The 16,282-nt window shown below is 71.9% G+C and carries 17 protein-coding genes and 1 pseudogene; 6 read left to right on the forward strand and 12 right to left on the reverse strand.

The features are described from left to right. Positions 1–10: 10 nt before the first annotated feature. Positions 11–1,492 (reverse strand): DUF222 domain-containing protein, encoded by a 1,482-nt coding sequence (locus ABC138_RS10750; RefSeq protein WP_345913674.1) that lies wholly within the window; start codon positions 1,490–1,492, stop codon positions 11–13. A 78-nt stretch (positions 1,493–1,570) separates the two neighbouring features. Between ABC138_RS10750 and ABC138_RS10755 the strand changes: the two genes are divergently transcribed. Beyond that, entirely contained in the window at positions 1,571–2,182 is a 612-nt protein-coding gene (locus ABC138_RS10755) for a methyltransferase (RefSeq protein WP_345913675.1), read from the forward strand. On the opposite strand, the gene ABC138_RS10760 is transcribed toward ABC138_RS10755, so the two are convergent. From ABC138_RS10760 to ABC138_RS10780, 5 genes are all read right to left on the reverse strand, one after another. Then, entirely contained in the window at positions 2,145–3,038 is an 894-nt protein-coding gene (locus ABC138_RS10760) for a hypothetical protein (RefSeq protein ID WP_345913676.1), read from the reverse strand. The two genes, ABC138_RS10755 and ABC138_RS10760, sit on opposite strands and share 38 nt — an antisense overlap. A 58-nt stretch (positions 3,039–3,096) precedes the next feature. After that, positions 3,097–3,966, reverse strand: a complete 870-nt coding sequence (dapF, locus tag ABC138_RS10765; protein WP_345913677.1) for a diaminopimelate epimerase — start codon at positions 3,964–3,966, stop codon at positions 3,097–3,099. Further along, the gene (gene miaA, locus ABC138_RS10770; protein ID WP_345913738.1) at positions 3,963–4,883 is read right to left on the reverse strand and encodes a tRNA (adenosine(37)-N6)-dimethylallyltransferase MiaA; all 921 of its coding nucleotides are present in this window, start codon (positions 4,881–4,883) and stop codon (positions 3,963–3,965) included. Before miaA ends, dapF begins: the two co-directional genes overlap by 4 nt. Further along, complete coding sequence (gene def, locus ABC138_RS10775; RefSeq protein WP_068322927.1) at positions 4,883–5,482, reverse strand: peptide deformylase; 600 nt, start codon at positions 5,480–5,482, stop codon at positions 4,883–4,885. Before def ends, miaA begins: the two co-directional genes overlap by 1 nt. A 112-nt stretch (positions 5,483–5,594) precedes the next feature. After that, complete coding sequence (locus tag ABC138_RS10780) at positions 5,595–6,140, reverse strand: YceI family protein (protein ID WP_082807454.1); 546 nt, start codon at positions 6,138–6,140, stop codon at positions 5,595–5,597. Positions 6,141–6,340: 200 nt separating this feature from the next. Here ABC138_RS10780 and ABC138_RS10785 point away from each other — a divergent pair, with 200 nt between their 5' ends. Both ABC138_RS10785 and ABC138_RS10790 read left to right on the forward strand, forming a co-directional pair. Then, the gene (locus ABC138_RS10785) at positions 6,341–6,520 is read left to right on the forward strand and encodes a hypothetical protein (RefSeq protein ID WP_068322922.1); all 180 of its coding nucleotides are present in this window, start codon (positions 6,341–6,343) and stop codon (positions 6,518–6,520) included. A gap of 138 nt (positions 6,521–6,658) precedes the next feature. Next, the gene (locus tag ABC138_RS10790) at positions 6,659–7,468 is read left to right on the forward strand and encodes a PRC and DUF2382 domain-containing protein (RefSeq protein WP_338537906.1); all 810 of its coding nucleotides are present in this window, start codon (positions 6,659–6,661) and stop codon (positions 7,466–7,468) included. Positions 7,469–7,552: 84 nt separating this feature from the next. On the opposite strand, the gene miaB is transcribed toward ABC138_RS10790, so the two are convergent. The 4 genes from miaB to ABC138_RS10810 are packed head-to-tail and all read right to left on the reverse strand — an operon-like array spanning position 7,553 to position 12,461. Further along, the gene (gene miaB / locus ABC138_RS10795; protein ID WP_345913678.1) at positions 7,553–9,091 is read right to left on the reverse strand and encodes a tRNA (N6-isopentenyl adenosine(37)-C2)-methylthiotransferase MiaB; all 1,539 of its coding nucleotides are present in this window, start codon (positions 9,089–9,091) and stop codon (positions 7,553–7,555) included. Between the two features lie 54 nt (positions 9,092–9,145). Continuing rightward, complete coding sequence (locus ABC138_RS10800) at positions 9,146–9,994, reverse strand: transglutaminase family protein (protein ID WP_068322914.1); 849 nt, start codon at positions 9,992–9,994, stop codon at positions 9,146–9,148. Continuing rightward, positions 9,991–10,911 carry an alpha-E domain-containing protein gene (locus ABC138_RS10805; protein ID WP_068322911.1) on the reverse strand — a complete coding sequence of 307 codons (921 nt, stop codon included), beginning with the start codon at positions 10,909–10,911 and terminating at the stop codon, positions 9,991–9,993. Before ABC138_RS10805 ends, ABC138_RS10800 begins: the two co-directional genes overlap by 4 nt. Then, a complete protein-coding gene (locus ABC138_RS10810; RefSeq protein WP_345913739.1) occupies positions 10,911–12,461 on the reverse strand; it encodes a circularly permuted type 2 ATP-grasp protein in 1,551 nt (516 codons plus the stop codon). Before ABC138_RS10810 ends, ABC138_RS10805 begins: the two co-directional genes overlap by 1 nt. A 113-nt stretch (positions 12,462–12,574) precedes the next feature. Between ABC138_RS10810 and ABC138_RS10815 the strand changes: the two are divergent. Together ABC138_RS10815 and ABC138_RS10820 are read left to right on the forward strand one after the other, a co-directional pair. Next, positions 12,575–12,847, forward strand: a pseudogene (locus tag ABC138_RS10815) (FMN-binding negative transcriptional regulator); the annotation flags it as partial. A 58-nt stretch (positions 12,848–12,905) separates the two neighbouring features. Further along, complete coding sequence (locus tag ABC138_RS10820) at positions 12,906–13,172, forward strand: hypothetical protein (protein WP_345913741.1); 267 nt, start codon at positions 12,906–12,908, stop codon at positions 13,170–13,172. Here ABC138_RS10820 and ABC138_RS10825 read toward each other — a convergent pair. After that, entirely contained in the window at positions 13,129–13,731 is a 603-nt protein-coding gene (locus tag ABC138_RS10825) for a regulatory protein RecX (RefSeq protein WP_345913679.1), read from the reverse strand. The genes ABC138_RS10820 and ABC138_RS10825 overlap by 44 nt on opposite strands. 8 nt (positions 13,732–13,739) lie before the next feature. Beyond that, positions 13,740–14,810, reverse strand: a complete 1,071-nt coding sequence (gene recA / locus ABC138_RS10830) for a recombinase RecA (protein ID WP_068322905.1) — start codon at positions 14,808–14,810, stop codon at positions 13,740–13,742. A gap of 236 nt (positions 14,811–15,046) precedes the next feature. On the opposite strand from recA, the gene ABC138_RS10835 reads away from it, so the two are divergent. After that, positions 15,047–16,276: an acetyl-CoA hydrolase/transferase C-terminal domain-containing protein gene (locus tag ABC138_RS10835; RefSeq protein ID WP_345913680.1), complete on the forward strand. Its 1,230-nt coding sequence runs from the start codon at positions 15,047–15,049 to the stop codon at positions 16,274–16,276. Positions 16,277–16,282 lie beyond the last annotated feature (6 nt).

Raw genomic sequence — 16,282 nt, forward strand, 5'->3', positions numbered from 1 at the left:
GGTCGGCGTCCTAGGCCGCGTCGACGAGCCCGTCGAGGTGAACCTCAAGCGGTGACCAGGCCCGGTCGGGCACCGGCTCCGGTCGGCGCCTCACCCTGGCCGCCGAGGTGCCGGGGCGCGTGGGTCTCCCGTGGCCCAGCAGCGGTGGCGCCACGCACGAGTAGTCGTTGCCCGTCGGTGTCGTCAGCCTGACCTGATGTGGGCCACCGCCGGGGTCGAGCCCGTCCGCGACGAGCTCGGCCGACCAGCCCGGCGACTCCTTGGCCAGGTTGTGCCGCTGACAGGTCCCCATCGCGTTGGCCGCGGAGGTCTCGCCCCCGCCCGCGTGGGCGTTGACGTGGTCGATGTCCCTGATCGGGGCACCGCACCACGGCACCCGGCACGACGCGTCCCGCAGCTCGATCAGCCGACGCAGCACCCCGGAGAAGAGGCGCCGCTGCGAGTCCATGGCCACGAGGTCTCGTCGCCCCGGAGCGGTCCACAGGCGGCGCAGCCAGGTCCGGGTGTCGCTGTCACACAGCCGCAGGAGGTGCTCACGAGCCATCGGTCCCGGCATCGCCCCGAAACCCGGGACCTCGACCTCGTCGCTCTCGCCGTCCGTACGCACGATCGCCTCCTCACGCATCACCAGGGCGACCTCGACGGGCTGCACCTGCCCTGCGTGGCGCCCCGACAGCAGCTCCAACGCCGTGTCAGCCATCCACGCGCCGCGGCCTCGCTCGTCCGCCACGCGCGCCGCGTCGACGACCGGGTCGCCCGTCAGGGTGTGACGCGCGTGCTCCGCGGCCTTCAGTGCTGCGAACGCGCCGACGACATCCGTCAACGGACCCAGGATGCTCAACCAGGCCATGCCGTCCGGGGCCGGGCGCACCGACACGTTGCGGGAGGCGGCCGCCCGGCGACGACGCCTCACCAATGACTCCTGATCCAGGTCGACCGCCGCCCGGTGCGCCGCAGCGGACAGCTCTCGGTCCCCCGCCGTCGTCAGGCACCCGGCGATCCGCCGGTCGGCCTCCATGCGGTCCTCGTGGGAGAGGCACGCCGTCTCGCGAGCCACGATCGTCGCCCGCCACTCACTGAGCTCACCGGCGGTCAGGGCCGCCATCGTGTGCGGCAGGTCGTGGACCAGACCCTGGGCCAGACCCACGTGCCGATCGGCCTGGCTCGGCGAGACCCGCCGTGCCAGGGCCAACTCCGCCCGCGCCGCGGCGCGACGGCACCGGGCCTCACGGGCTGAGATCTCGTCGCTCGCCAGCTGCTCGGCCACCCGCGCGTCGCGGTCCTCGACGAACCGAGCGGTCGCGCGGGCCTGCAGAGCCGCAGCCGCCCCCTTCGTCGCCTCCAGCAGGCTGACCACGCGGAGCAGCTCCGCCTGCGACAACCCCTCCGGGCGGGCCGCCGACAAGGCCTCCAGCGAGGCGGCCAACCGGTCCGGCAGGGCGACCGGCGGCATCGACTCGCTCCCCGTGCTGTCGGTCCCTGGATCCGTCATCGCGCCTCCCTCGCCCTGCATGTCCATCGCTGGCGCCAGCATCCCACCGGGCACCGACAACCGACCTAGGGTTGCTGCGTGACCGACCACTACTTCACCGACTCCCCCGCCGCGACCGACCGCGAGCGCCGTCCGCTCACGCTCGAGCTCGCCGGCCGCGAGGTCACGGTGGAGACGGCCGGCGGCATCTTCTCGCCCGGCGGCCTCGACCGGGCGACGGCGATCCTCCTCGCCGCGGTGCCCGAGCCCCCCGCCGCCGGAGACCTGCTCGACATCGGCTGCGGGTGGGGTCCCATCGCCCTGACGCTCGCGATGCGCTCCCCCGAGGCCACCGTCTGGGCGGTCGACGTCACCGAGCGCGCCCTCGACCTGACCCGGCGCAATGCCGCCGGACTCGGCCTGGCCAACGTCCGCACGGCCCGGCCCGACGAGGTGCCGGCAGACGTCGCTTTCGCGGCCATCTGGTCCAACCCGCCGATCCGCATCGGCAAGCCTGCCGTCCAGGACCTGCTGGGCACGTGGCTCCCCCGCCTGGCGAAGGGAGCCGATGCCCACCTCGTCATCGGCAAGAACCTCGGCGCCGACGGTTACGCCCGCTGGATCACCGACGAGCTCGGGCTGCCCACCGAGCGGGTCACGACGAGCAAGGGCTTCAGGGTGCTGCGGTCCACCCGCCCCGCGGCGGGTTGACCGTGTCGCCCTCGTAGCTCAGGTCCGCGTCCGCATCGACCTCGAAGGCCTCGAACCTCTCGTCCGCTAGGACTGCATCGACGAGAGAGCGCGGTCCGGCGACGATCGTGCTGTCCCAGTCGATCTCGCTCGCCACGACCCACGCCCGGTCGGCCGGCCAGAGCAGCTGCGGGCTGATCTCCCACATCCCGTCGTCCGCCCCCAGCCCGGCCCGCTGCGGCCATGTCCGGTCCGCCAGCTCGCTCGTCGACGTGGCGAGGAGGAGCATCTCCCGTCCCGGCCACTGCAGGCACGGCCCGTGATTCACCGCGCGGCGCACCTCGGGTGCGACACCAGCCTGTTGCGCGATGTCGGCCTCGCGCTGCGCCCGCCTGCGTGCCAGCCACCCGCTGCGCTCCTCGAGGTACCGGGCGACCCCACGCTCACCGAGCTGGCCCCACCCCGCCCAGATCCCGGTGACGAGGTCGTCCGGCGTCGTCGTCGCGACCGCCAGGTGCTCGGTCAGCCCGGCGAGCAGGTCGAGGTCGAAGAACCCCTCCTGCGTCTGACCGACCCTCCACCCATCGGCGAGCTCCACGCCCTCGTGAACGTCGGCCAAGCGGTTGAACTGGACGAGCGGGTGCGTCGTCAGGCCCTGTCGGGCTGCGACCTCGGACCACGGCCACCGGGTCTCCTCGAGCAGACGCGGCATGCCCCACTCGTCGACCACGGACCGGTCCCAGCGCGTGACCGGGACCGGGTGCAGGATCCGCGCGTACGAGTCGAAGCCGGTCCCCGCGACGCCCCCGACCAGACCCCAGTCACCCACCCGGTCGATCAGCCAGCCACCCGCGGTGACGTCCCTCATCAGCTCCACAGCGGGAGTCTAGGGGCGCCATCCACCCGCGACGGGCTGAGCCGAGAAGGGGAGCGCCTCAGACGAGCGTCGTCGTCCCGTCGGCGACGAGCACGGCAGGACCGGCGAGCTCGACCTCACGGCCGGGCAGCAGGCGCACCCGCAGCGTCCCGCCGGGCACCTCGACCTGCACCTGTCCCGGGGCATCGACGTCGCCGGACCAGAAGGCGAGCCCGATCGCGGCGGCGCACACGCCGGTGCCGCAGGAGCGGGTCTCCCCGACGCCACGCTCGTGGACGCGCATCGAGACGTGGCCGGGGCCGAGGACCCGGACGAACTCGACGTTGCTGCCCTCGGGCGGGACCGGGTTGACCTTCGGCGGCTGGCGCAGGCGGAGGCCGTTGAGGTTGACGTTCTCCGGCAGCGCCACGACGGTGTGCGGGTTGCCGAGGTCGAGCGAGAGCGCGGAGTACGGTTCGGTGATGTCCTCGGCCTCCTCGACGTGGACGAGGGAGTCGAACCCCTGCGCCTGCGCCTTGGCCTCGTCGACGAAGCGCCAGGTCCCCATGTGGGTGACGACCTCGTCGCCCTCGAAACGGATCCGGCGGATGCCTGCTCGGGTGGCGATCGTCAGCTCCTCGCCGACCAGTCCCTCGCGGCGCAGCCAGGTCGCGAAGACCCGCGTGCCGTTGCCGCACATCTGGGCCAGCGACCCGTCGGCGTTGCGGTAGTCCATGAACCACTCGGCCCGGTCGGCCAGCGCGCGCACGTCCTCCTCCGCGGCCGCCGCCGTGCGCACGATGCGGATGACGCCGTCACCGCCGATGCCGGCCTGGCGGTCGGCGAGCAGCGCGACCTGCGTCGGGGTGAGGTCGAGCTCGCCGTCGAGGTCGGGGATGAGCACGAAGTCGTTCTCGGTGCCGTGGCCCTTGGTGAAAGGCAGGTTCATGGGACCCATTGTGTCGGACGGCGGGTGAGCTCCAGCGCCGCATCCGCGAGGTCCGGCGCGGCCGCGTCCAGCCACACGGGGCGCGGGTCGGGCCGCCACCACGACTCCTGCCGTCGGGCGTACCGCCGGGTGGCCTGCGCGGTGTCCGCGATGGCCTGGTCCGCACCCCAGCGCCCGTCGAGCTGCCCGAGTGCCTGCGCGTAGCCGATCGCGCGCGAGGCGGTCCGGCCGCGGCGCAGCCCGGCTGCGTCCAGCCGGCGCACCTCGTCGAGCAGCCCGCCGTCCCACATCGCGCGGGCGCGCCGCTCGATCCGGCGGGTCAGCGCGTCCCAGTCGTCGCGCAGGCCGATGACGAGCGAAGGGCGTCGGTACCGCTTCGTGGGCGCCGTCGCCGAGAAGGGACGGCCGGTGATCTCGACGACCTCGAGTGCTCGGACGATCCGGCGGATGTTGTTGGGCTCGATGGCAGCCGCGGCCGCGGGGTCGAGCTCGCGCAGGCGACGACGCAGGGCGTCGCTCCCCCCTTCGTCCTGCGCCTGCGCCTCGAGCCGCGCGCGCACGACCGGGTCCGTCGGCGGGATGTCGAGGTGATCCAGGGCCGCGCGCACGTACAGGCCGGAGCCGCCGGCGAGCACCGGCACCCGACCGCGCGCGAGCACGTCGCCGATCGCTGCCTCGGCACGGGACTGGAAGTCTGCGAGGGTCGCCTCGTCGGTGACCTCGAGGACGTCGAGGAGGTGGTGCGGGATCCCACGGCGCTCAGCGGGAGGCAACTTGTTGGTGCCGATGTCCATGCCGCGGTAGAGCTGCATCGCATCGGCGTTGACTACCTCGCCACCCAGCCGCTCGGCGAGGTCGAGCGCCAGGTCCGACTTGCCGGTCGCGGTGGCGCCGACGACGGCGATGACCTGCGGGATCACTCCTGCTCGTCGTCCTGCTCGTCGTCGTGACCGAAGGGGTCCGGGACCTCGCCCGGCATCCACGTGTGGCCGGGGACGCCCCAGCCCTCGGCCCTGACGGCCTTGCGGGCCTTCTTCTTCCACTTCTCGCCCAGCCGGTCGACGTAGAGGAAGCCGTTGAGGTGGTCGTACTCGTGCTGCATGCAGCGGGCGAACCACCCGGTGGCGGTGAAGGCGATCTCGTTGCCGTCCCAGTCGTAGCCACTCACCTCGGCGCTCTCACCGCGGCGCAGCGGGAAGGAGTAGCCGGGCACGGAGAGGCAACCCTCGGACTCGTTGTCGCGGTCGGGCTCGCCGACGGCGGGCTTGGCTGCCTTGACGTAGGGGTTGATGACGTGACCGAGGGTCGGCACGCCGTCGTCGTTCGCCATGCTCCAGGTGAAGACCCGCAGGCCGACCCCGATCTGCGGCGCTGCCAGACCGACGCCGTGCGCGGCCTCCTGGGTCTCGTACATGTCCTCGACGAGGGTGCGCAGCTCGGCGTCGAACTCGGTGACCGGCTGGGCGCGCGTGTGCAGGACCGGTTCACCCGTGATGGTGATGGGGCGGATCGTCATGGGCGGCATCCTATTTGGCCCGCGGGACGGGCATGACGGAGCCGGGACCGGTCAGGGGGCACCGGTCCCGGCTCCGCGGGGGTGGCGGGCTCTACGAGCCCGGGGTCGAGGCTCAGGCCTGCTTGATGGCCGAGACCTCGAGGTTGAGGGTGATCTTCTTGGAGACGAGCACGCCGCCGGTCTCGAGCGCGGCGTTCCAGGTGAGGCCCCAGTCCTCGCGCTCGACGACCGTCTGGGCGGTGAAGCCGACACGGACGTTGCCGAAGGGGTCCTGGGCGGTGCCGTCGTACTCGGCCTTCAGGGTGACCGGCTTGGTGACGCCCTTGATCGTCAGGTCGCCGACGAGGTCGAAGCTGTTGCCCGAGGCGTTCTGCACGCCGGTGGAGACGAAGGTGATCTCCGGGTTGGTCTCGACGTCGAAGAAGTCGGCCGACTTCAGGTGGCCGTCACGGTCGGCGCTGCCGGTGTCGACGGAAGCGGTCTTCATCGTGGCCGTCGCGCTGGAGGCGCCCAGGTCCTCGGCGACGGTGATGGTGCCCTCCAGGTCGCGGAAGTAGCCGCGGACCTTGGTGACCATCGCGTGGCGGGCGACGAAGCTCACCTCGGTGTGGCTCGGGTCGATGGCGTAGGTACCGGCGGGGATGTTCAGGTCGGTCATGTGGAGCTCCTTGGTGGTGGTGCCGTGGTCCGGGAGGTGGTTGGAACACGACATACGTTAGGACCTTTTGCTTGTCGTGTCAACTATTCGTTTTTCAACCACTATCGACCGTACGCCCGTTCCCGTTGAAGCGCCAGAGATGTCGTGCTTGTGTGGTGCCACGGCCCGTACCGGGCATGCCGACACAGAAGGAGAACGCCATGGGGTTCGACGATCTGAAGGGCCAGGCCACCGACGCGCTCGGTGAGCACAGCGACAAGGTCGAGGAGCACAGCGACCAGGGCCTCGACAAGGCCGGCGAGTTCGCCGAGGGCAAGGGCGTTGACGCCGACAAGAGCGACCAGGGCAGGGAGTTCCTCGACGGCAAGATCGGCGAGTGAGACCGCTCTGACGCGAAGGGGGTCGATCATCACGGCGATCGACCCCCTTCGTCGTGTTTTGGCTCCCTCGGCAGGGGTAGGCCAGTGGTGCCTCCGGCCGAACCCCGGCCGTCGACACGACCACGAGAGGAACGGAACATGAGCATCGACCACAACGCCATCGACCAGATCAGCGGGCGGGACGTCCACGGCTCCGACGGGGAGAAGATCGGGAGCGTCGGGCAGGTGTACCTGGACGACCAGACCGGGCGCCCGGACTGGATCACCGTCAGGACCGGGCTCTTCGGGACCCGCTCGAGCTTCGTGCCGCTGACCGACGCACAGCAGACGGACGAGGGCCTGCGGGTGCCGTACACGAAGGACCAGGTCAAGGACGCACCCAACGTCGAGGACGACGGGCACCTCGAGCCCGAGGAGGAGGAGCGTCTCTTCGCCCACTACGGCAGGACGGGCACCACCGGTGCACCCGTCGCCGGTGTGGCCGGGGGCCGTGGCGGCCGGGACCTGGACGACGAGACCGGTGAGCGCGTCGTCGGCCACGACACCTCCGGACCCACGACCGACGACGCGATGACCCGTTCCGAGGAGCGGCTCGACGTGGGGACCGAGCGCCGCGAGACCGGTCGTGCCCGTCTGCGCAAGTACGTCGTCACCGAGGAGCAGCAGGTCACCGTCCCCGTCACCCGGGAGGAGGTCCGCGTCGAGCGGGAGCCGATCACCGACACCAACCGGGGCGACGCCCTCGACGGCCCCGGCATCTCCGAGGAGGAGCACGAGGTCACCCTCCACGAGGAGCGCCCCGTGGTCGAGAAGGAGACCGTCCCCGTCGAGCGCGTCCGCCTCGAGAAGGAGACCGTCACGGACGAGGAGCAGGTGAGCGGCACGGTACGCAAGGAGCGCATCGAGACCGAGGGCGTCGACGACGTCCCGGACGACCGTCGCGTCTGACCCGTCCCAGCCCGAAGGGGGTCGGTCACCGTGACGGTGACCGACCCCCTTCGTCGTGCTCGGTCGTGGTCCTGCTCGGGCGGATCAGGCGCTGCAGGCGGGCCCGTTGGCCTCCACGGGCTCCGGAGCCCCGATGCGCGGCATGCCGAGCGAGACGCCGGGCTTGGCGACGGCACCCTCGACGCCCTTGTCCTGGAGGGCGGCCCATGCGTCGCCCCCCTTCGTGCGGCGGACGCTGAAGGTGCCGCCGGACAGGGCGGAGTCGGCGACGAGGTGGTGCGGGGCGCCGTAGGTGACGCCCACCGTGACCATGTCGCCGGGGCGCGGACGCCCGGCCTCGGGCAGGTCCTCGGGCACCGCGAAGTGCACCAGGCGGTTGTCGGGGGCGCGGCCACTCAGACGGGCGGTCTCGCGGTCCTTGCGCCCCTCCCCCGTCGCGACGAGGACTTCGAGCTCGCGCCCCTCCTGCTCACGGTTGCCGACCCAGGAGATCTCCTCCTGGAGCGCGACGAGCCGCTCGTAGCGCTCCTGGACGACCTCCTTGGGCACCTGCTCGGCCATCGTCGCGGCCGGCGTCCCGGGCCGGATCGAGTACTGGAAGGTGAAGGCGGAGCTGAAGCGCGACTCGCGCACGACCCGCAGCGTCTCCTCGAAGTCCGCGTCCGTCTCCCCCGGGAAGCCGACGATGATGTCGGTCGTGATCGCCGCGTCGGGGATCAGGTCGCGGACCCGCTCGATGATCCCGAGGAAGCGCTCGGAGCGGTAGCTGCGCCGCATCGCCCTCAGCACGCGGTCGGAGCCGGACTGCAGCGGCATGTGCAGGCTCGGCATGACATTGGGCGTCTCGGCCATCGCCTCGATGACGTCATCGGTGAAGGCGGCCGGGTGCGGGCTGGTGAAGCGCACCCGCTCCAGGCCCTGGATGTCGCCGCAGGCGCGCAGCAGCTTGCCGAAGGCGAGCTTGTCACCGAACTCGACGCCGTAGCTGTTGACGTTCTGCCCGAGCAGGGTCACCTCGAGGACGCCCTGGGCGACGAGCGCCTCGACCTCGGCGAGGACCTCGCCGGGACGGCGGTCCTTCTCCTTGCCGCGCAGCGCGGGCACGATGCAGAAGGTGCAGGTGTTGTTGCAGCCGACCGAGATCGACGTCCACCCCGAGTAGGCGGAGTCGCGCCGCGTCGGCAGCGTCGAGGGGAAGGTCTCCAGCGACTCGAGGATCTCGACCTGCGCCTGCGCGTTGTGGCGGGCGCGGTCGAGCAGGGCGGGCAGCGAGCCGATGTTGTGGGTGCCGAACACGACGTCGACCCAGGGCGCCCGCTCGACGATGGTCGTGCGGTCCTTCTGCGCCATGCAGCCGCCGACGGCGATCTGCAGGTCGGGGTTGCGCTGCTTGAACGGGCGGAGCTGGCCGAGGTTGCCGTAGAGCTTGTTGTCGGCGTTCTCCCGCACCGCGCAGGTGTTGAACACGACGACGTCGGCGACCTCGCCGCGCTCGTGGCGCGGCACGCTCGCGATGTCGACATAGCCGGCCGTCTCGAGGAGGCCGGCCAGGCGCTCGGAGTCGTGCACGTTCATCTGGCACCCGTGGGTGCGCACGTCATAGGTCTTGGGCGTCGCAGTCATGGCCCGTCAAGGGTACGTCGGACGAAGGGGGTGCCCTCCCCCTGCGTCCGCGCCTCACCCCAGCCGGGTGTAGGTGATCTCGATGTCGAGGTCGCTGACCGGGGGGCCGACGAAGATGCCGCGGAAGGGCGAGACGTCGTCGTAGTCGCGGCCGCGGCCGATGACGACGTGGTCCAGCCCGACCGGCCCGGTGTTGGTCGGGTCGAGCGCGTGCCAGCCGCCGTCCCACAGCTCGATCCACGCGTGGTTGCGCGCGGGCACCGTCGTGCCGCGCTGGACGTCCGTGTCCTCGGCCGTCAGGTACCCGCTCACGTAGCGGGCGGGGATCCCGGCCGACCGCAGGGCGCCGAGGGTCACGTGGGCGAAGTCCTGGCACACGCCCTTGCCGCCGGCCCAGACGTCGGCGGCCGTCGACTGCCAGCCGGTGATGCCGCTCTCGTAGGTGAGGCGCTCGCGCAGCCGCTCGACGATGGCGAGCCCGGCGGCTCGCGGGGTCGGGTCCTCCACGCGCTCCTGTGCGAGGGCGACGACCTCCTCGGGCGGCGCGGTCCGGCCGGTCTGCGCGAGGAACTCGCTCAACCGGTCGCAGGTCGTCGCGTCCCTGACCGCGGCCCAGCCGACGGCGTCGGCCTGGACGGGCAGCTCGGAGCGCTCGACGGTGCTCGTGGCCTCGATCTCGAGCACCTCGTGGCCGGTCTGGGACTCCATCGCCATGACCTGGGTACCCCAGTGGTCCTCGTAGACGTGGCTCCAGGTGAGGGGCTTGACGCGCACGCGCGCCTCGAGCGTCGCCTGGCCCGGCTCGCTCACCGGGATCATGCGCAGCTCGTTGTGCGCGGCGGTGACCTCGCCCTCGTAGCGCATCGTCGTGCGGTGGACGATGCGGTGGCGCCTGCTGCTCATACGACCTCTCCCATCCACTCCTGGACCGGCGCGGACAAGAAGTAGCGCGCCCCGATCGCGTCCGAGGCGGCCATGACGGCCTCCTGCACCAGCTGCATCCGCTCCGGCAGGTCGTGCAGCACCGTGTCCGGGTTGCTGAACTCCAGCGAGGTGCGGATCTGCCCGAGGATGCGGCGGCCCTCGTCGGAGAAGCCGACCCGGTCCTTGTCGGGCGAGAGGTTGATCAGCCGCTCCTCCGCCTCCTTGAGCGCCGCGATGACCGAGCGCGGGAAGCGCCGGTCGAGCGTCAGGAAGGCGGCCGCGGTGCGGTCGGTGACGACGCCACGCATCGTGCGCAGCATCGCCTGCTGCGCGCCGCAGCTGGCGAGGACCTGCCCCCAGCCGGGGCCCAGGTCGCTGGCGCCCGTCGCGACGAGACGGGCGGTCATGTCGGCACGCTCGAGCGCCCGGCCGAGGACGAGGAAGTCCCAGGCGTCGTCGTGGCTCATCGTCGTGTCGGTGAGGCCGTCGAGCAGCGCGGAGCGCTCGCGCACCCACCCGAGGTGGTACTGCGTCGCGGGTCCCGGGGTGAAGGAGTTCCACCGGTGGTAGGTCGTGTTGATCGCCTCCCACATCTCGGTGGAGACGGTTTCGCGGGCACGCCGGGCGTTTTCGCGCGCGGCGTGCCACGAGCCCGAGACGGCGTTGGGGTTGCCCGCGTCGAAGACGAGCATGCGGCTGGTGTCGGCGTAGTCGACCTCGCCGACGTCGTCGTAGCCCATGATCCCGCGCAGCACCATCGTGCACGCGGTCTGCTCGTCCGCCGCGGGGTCCTCGAGGAGCTGCAGGCGCAGCACGTCGACGATGCGCGCGGTCCCGTCGGCGCGCTCGATGTAGCGACCGATCCAGAAGAGGGAGTCAGCGATCCGGCTCAGCATCAGACGTCCTCCTCGCTCGGGTCCTGCGACTGGCCCTGGTACTGGGACTGGGACTGCGACTGCGGGACAGGGCCGTCGTCGCGCTCGTGCGTGCCCGTCCCGGTACCGAGGAAGATGACCTCGCGCTCGTCGACGTCGTGCGGCAGCCGGTTGTAGCGTCCGGCGAGCACCCAGGTGTCCTTGGAGCCACCCCCCTGGCTGGAGTTGACGACGAGCTGGCCCTCGGGCAGGGCGACGCGGGTCAGGCCACCGGGGAGGACCTGCACGTCGGTGCCGTCGTTGACGGCGAAGGGGCGCAGGTCGACGTGGCGCGGGCGCAGCTGCCCGTCGATGAGCGTCGGCACCGTCGACAGCTGGACCACCGGCTGGGCGATCCAGCCGCGCGGGTCCTCGAGCAGCTTGGACCGCAGCTCGTCGAGCTCGGCGCCGCTGGCCGCGGGTCCGATGACGAGGCCCTTGCCACCGGAGCCGTCGACCGGCTTGGTCACCATCTCGTCGAGCCGGCCGAGCACCTCCCGCAGGGCCTCGGGCTCCTGGAGCCGGTAGGTGTCGACATTGGGCAGGATCGGGTCCTCGTCGAGGTAGTACCGGGTGAGGTCAGGGACGTAGGAGTAGACGAGCTTGTCGTCGGCCACGCCGTTGCCGATCGCGTTGGCCAGGGTCACGCGGCCCGAGCGGACGGCGGAGACCAGGCCGGTGACACCGAGCATCGAGTCGCGCCGGAAGTGCACCGGGTCGAGGAAGTCGTCGTCGATGCGCCGGTAGATGACGTCGACGCGCTCCTCCCCGTGCGTCGTGCGCATGCGCACCTCGCCGCCGCGCACGACGAGGTCACGCCCCTCGACGAGCTCCACGCCCATCATCCGGGCGAGCAGGGTGTGCTCGAAGTACGCGCTGTTGTAGACGCCCGGGGTGAGCACGACGACGGTCGGGTCGACCCTCCCTTCGGGCGCCGAGGCGCGCAGCGCGTGCAGGAGCATGCGAGGGTAGTCGTGCACCGGCCGGATCCGCATCGTCGCGAAGGCCTCGGGGAAGACATTGGTCATCGCGCGGCGGTTGGCGATGACGTAGGAGACCCCGGAGGGGACGCGGACGTTGTCCTCGAGCACGCGGAAGGTGCCCTCCTCGTCGCGGATGAGGTCGATGCCGCTCACGTGCGCGCGCACCCCGCCCGGCGGTCGCAGACCGGTCACCGCGCGGTGGTAGTGGCTCGACGTGGCGATGAGCTTCCACGGGACGATGCCGTCCTCGACCGCCCGGGGCAGCCCGCCGGTGCGGCTGTAGATGTCGTCGAGGAAGGCCTCGAGGACCTTGACGCGCTGCGCGACGCCCTGCTCGACCGCCTGCCAGGCGTCCGCGTCGATGACCCGGGGGACGGCGTCGAGGGGGAAGGGGCGTTCCTCGCCGGCGTGGTCGAAGGTGACCCCCTGGTCGAAGAACATCCTGGCGAGGGCGTCCGCGCGGTCCTTCAGCTCCTGCGGCTCCATCGAGCGCAGGGTGTGGTGGATCGGCTTGTACGGCGCGCGGGGCTCACCCCCTTCGCCGAGCATCTCGTCCCATGCCGCACTGGGTGCGTAGGTCCCGAAGAGAGAGTCGTTGACGGTCACGCGCCCACCCTACGCACGAGCGGTGGTGCCACGACCGGGTGGACGACGAGGCCCTGGTGCTCGACGTCATCGCCCGGCACCCGCTCGCCTCGCTCGTCACCCATGACGGCGCCTCCCCCGAGGTCGACCTCATCCCCCTGCTCGCGCAGCGGACCGCATCCGGCATCGAGCTCGTCGAGCACGTCGCCCGCGCCAACGGGGTGTGGCAGGTCGGGCGGCACGAAGGGGAGTCCCTCGCCGTCTTCCGGGCCACGGACCACTACATCTCCCCCACCTGGTACCCGAGCAAGGCCGAGCACCACCGCACCGTGCCGACGTGGAACTACGTCGCCGTCCACGCCTGGGGTCCGCTGGAGGTGCACGACGACCCGCGGTGGGCGGGCGGGCATGGCACCACCCGCGTACGTGGACGAGATGCTGGCCCACGCCGTCGGCATCCGCATCCCCGTGCGCCGGGTGACCGGGAAGTTCAAGGTCTCGGCGCACAAGAGCGACCCCGACCGCCTCGGGGCCCGCGACGGCGTCGCGGCCGACGGCCCCGGCCCCGGCCCGGGCGCCGGGTCGAACCCGGACCTGCTCGTCGAGTGGATGAGCCGGCCGCCCGGCGGAACTAGTCGCGCTGGTGCTCCGGCTGCGCGTCGAGCGCCTCGTTGATGACCAGGCGCGCGACCTCGCTGCCGTAGCCCTTGCGGGCGAGCATCCCGGCGAGGCGCCGAGCCTGCACGGTGCGGTCCAGGCCGTGCATGGAGCGCAGCTTCTTCGCGACGAGCTCATGGGCGCGGGCCCGCTCGTCCTCCGGGTCGACCTCGTCGAGCACCGCCTGGGCGAGCTCGTCGTCGACCCCCTTCCTGCGCAGCTCGTGGGAGAGCGCGCGCTTCGCCAGACCGCGACCGGCCTGCTTGGAGCGCACGAAGGCCTGGGCGTAGGCCTCGTCGTCGACGAGGCCCACCTGCTCGAAGCGATCGAGCACATCCGCCGCGACGTCGTCGGGGCAGCCCTTGCGGCGCAAGGCCTTCTCCAGCTCGGCGCGCGACTTGGGCGAACCGGTCAGCAGGCGCAGGACGACGGCGCGGGCCACCGCGTACGGGTCGGCGTCGGAGTCGCTCTCCCGGCCCGCGGGGTCCGGCGGCGGGGCGGCACCGCGCTCGACGGCGGAGACCGCCGCACGCAGGCCCTCGAGCGTGCGCGCGGCGGCTCCCTCGTCAGTGCTCATGTCGCGGCTCAGAAGTCGACCGGGACCTCGGCCGGCTCGTCGGCCTCCTCGACGGGAACGACCCCGATGCCGAGCTTGGTCTTGATCTTGGCCTCGATCTCCTCGCCGAGCTGCGGGTTGTCCTTGAGGAACTTGCGGGCATTTTCCTTGCCCTGACCCAGCTGGTCGCCCTCGTACGTGTACCAGGCTCCGGCCTTGCGGACGAAGCCGTGCTCGACGCCCATGTCGATCAGGCCGCCCTCGCGGGAGATGCCCTGGCCGTAGAGGATGTCGAACTCCGCCTGCTTGAAGGGCGGGGAGACCTTGTTCTTCACGACCTTGACCCGGGTGCGGTTGCCGACCGGGTCGGTGCCGTCCTTGAGGGTCTCGATGCGGCGCACGTCCAGGCGGACGGAGGCGTAGAACTTCAGCGCCTTGCCACCCGTGGTGGTCTCGGGCGAGCCGAACATGACGCCGATCTTCTCGCGGAGCTGGTTGATGAAGATCGCGGTCGTGCCGGAGGTGTTGAGCGCGCCGGTGATCTTGCGCAGCGCCTGGCTCATGAGACGGGCCTGCAGACCGACGTGGCTGTCACCCATCTCGCCCTCGATCTCGGCGCGGGGCACGAGCGCCGCGACGGAGTCGATGACGATGACGTCGAGCGCGCCGGAGCGGATGAGCATGTCGGCGATCTCGAGCGCCTGCTCACCGGTGTCCGGCTGGCTGACGAGGAGGGCGTCGGTGTCGACACCCAGCTTCTTGGCGTACTCGGGGTCGAGGGCGTGCTCGGCGTCGATGAACGCCGCGATGCCCCCGGCTCGCTGCGCGTTGGCGACCGCGTGCAGGGCGACCGTCGTCTTTCCGGAGGACTCCGGGCCGTAGATCTCGACGACTCGGCCACGGGGCAGGCCGCCGATGCCGAGGGCGACGTCCAGGGCGATCGCGCCGGTCGGGATGACCGCGATCGGGGGGCGCACGTCGTCGCCCAGGCGCATCACCGCGCCCTTGCCGTGGGCCTTCTCGATCTGCCCCATGACGTTGTCGAGGGACTTGAGCTTCTGCTCGTGGAGCTTGCTGTCGATGGCGGTGACCTCAGCCATGCCACACCTTCCTTGTCATCGTGTCGGGCGCGTCCACCGGCGACCAGTTCCCACACAGTCGGACGTCTCGTGCTGTCTGGTCAGACGCTAGGAGCCACCACCGACAACCGTCCGCAGCTGCCGTGGGGCTGTGGACACCGCGGCTGCCGGATGGGCACCTGTGGACGACGTTACCCGTACAGGTGTTCGAGGGTGGGAGGTGGCGCGCCGACACGCCGTCACGACAGGATGAGGACGTGCAGACCGTCACCCCCGAGGCCCTCGCCCGCGCCCTGACCGCCCTGCCCGACGACCCGCGGGTCGTCGTCTCCGGCAACCACAGCGTCCCGTGGGCGCTCGTGCACCTGCTCGACGCGACCCTCGAGACCTACACGCTCAACATGCTCAACGGCCCGGCCGGCCTCCCCGACCGCGCGGGCGTGACGCTCGAGACGAGCTTCGTCGGGCCCGGGCAGCGGCGCCGCGCCGGGCTGCGGTACGTGCCGAGCCGCCTCTCCCTCGTCCCGGTCCTCTACCGCGACCGGCTCCCTGTCGACTGCGTCCTCGTGCACTGCGCTCCCCCGCGCGAGGGGCACCTCTCCCTCGGCCTCGAGGTCAACCTCCTGCCCGGCGCCGTCGAGGCCTGCCGCGAGCGCGGCGGCCTCGTCGTCGCGATGGTCAACGACCGCATGCCCTACACCCACGGTGACGCGCGCGTCCCGCTCGACCACGTCGACCTCGCGGTCGAGGTGAGCGAGCCGCTCCCTTCGCCCGCCGCCCACGCGCCCCTCGGGGAGGAGACGAGCGCCATCGGCCGCCGCGTCGCCGCGATGGTCCCCGACGGCGCAACCCTGCAGATGGGCATCGGGGCCGTCCCCGACGCGGCGCTCGCCGCGCTCACCGAGCACCGCGAGCTGCGGCTGTGGACGGAGATGTTCTCCGACGGCGTCCTGGCCCTCGACGCGGCCGGAGCGCTCGACCCGGACCATCCCCTCACCACGTCCTTCCTCTTCGGCTCCCCCGAGCTCTACGCCTGGGTCGATGGCAACCCGCGGGTGCAGATGGCCCGCACCGAGCGCACCAACGACCCTGGGCTCATCGCGCGGCAGCGCTCGATGACCTCGATCAACACGGCGCTGCAGGTCGACCTCTTCGGGCAGGCCAACGCCTCCCGGCTCGGCGCCCGCATCCACAGCGGCTTCGGCGGGCAGACCGACTTCATCGTCGGCGCGCTGCACTCCCCCGGCGGGCAGGCCTTCCTCGCGCTGCGCTCGTGGCACCCACGCGCCGACGTCAGCACGATCGTGCCGCTCGTCGACGAGCCGGTGACCTCCTTCCAGGCCACCGCGATCGTCACCGAGCAGGGCACCGCCCCGCTCTTCGGCCACTCCGAGCGGGACCAGGCCCGGGCGCTCATCGAGCAGGCCGCCCACCCCCGCGTGCGCGAGGAGCTGTGGGAGGAGGCCGCGGAGCTCGGTCTGGCGTGACCCCCT

Origin of the sequence: Janibacter sp. LM (genome assembly GCF_039631275.1) — a bacterium.
Lineage (GTDB): Bacteria > Actinomycetota > Actinomycetes > Actinomycetales > Dermatophilaceae > Janibacter > Janibacter terrae.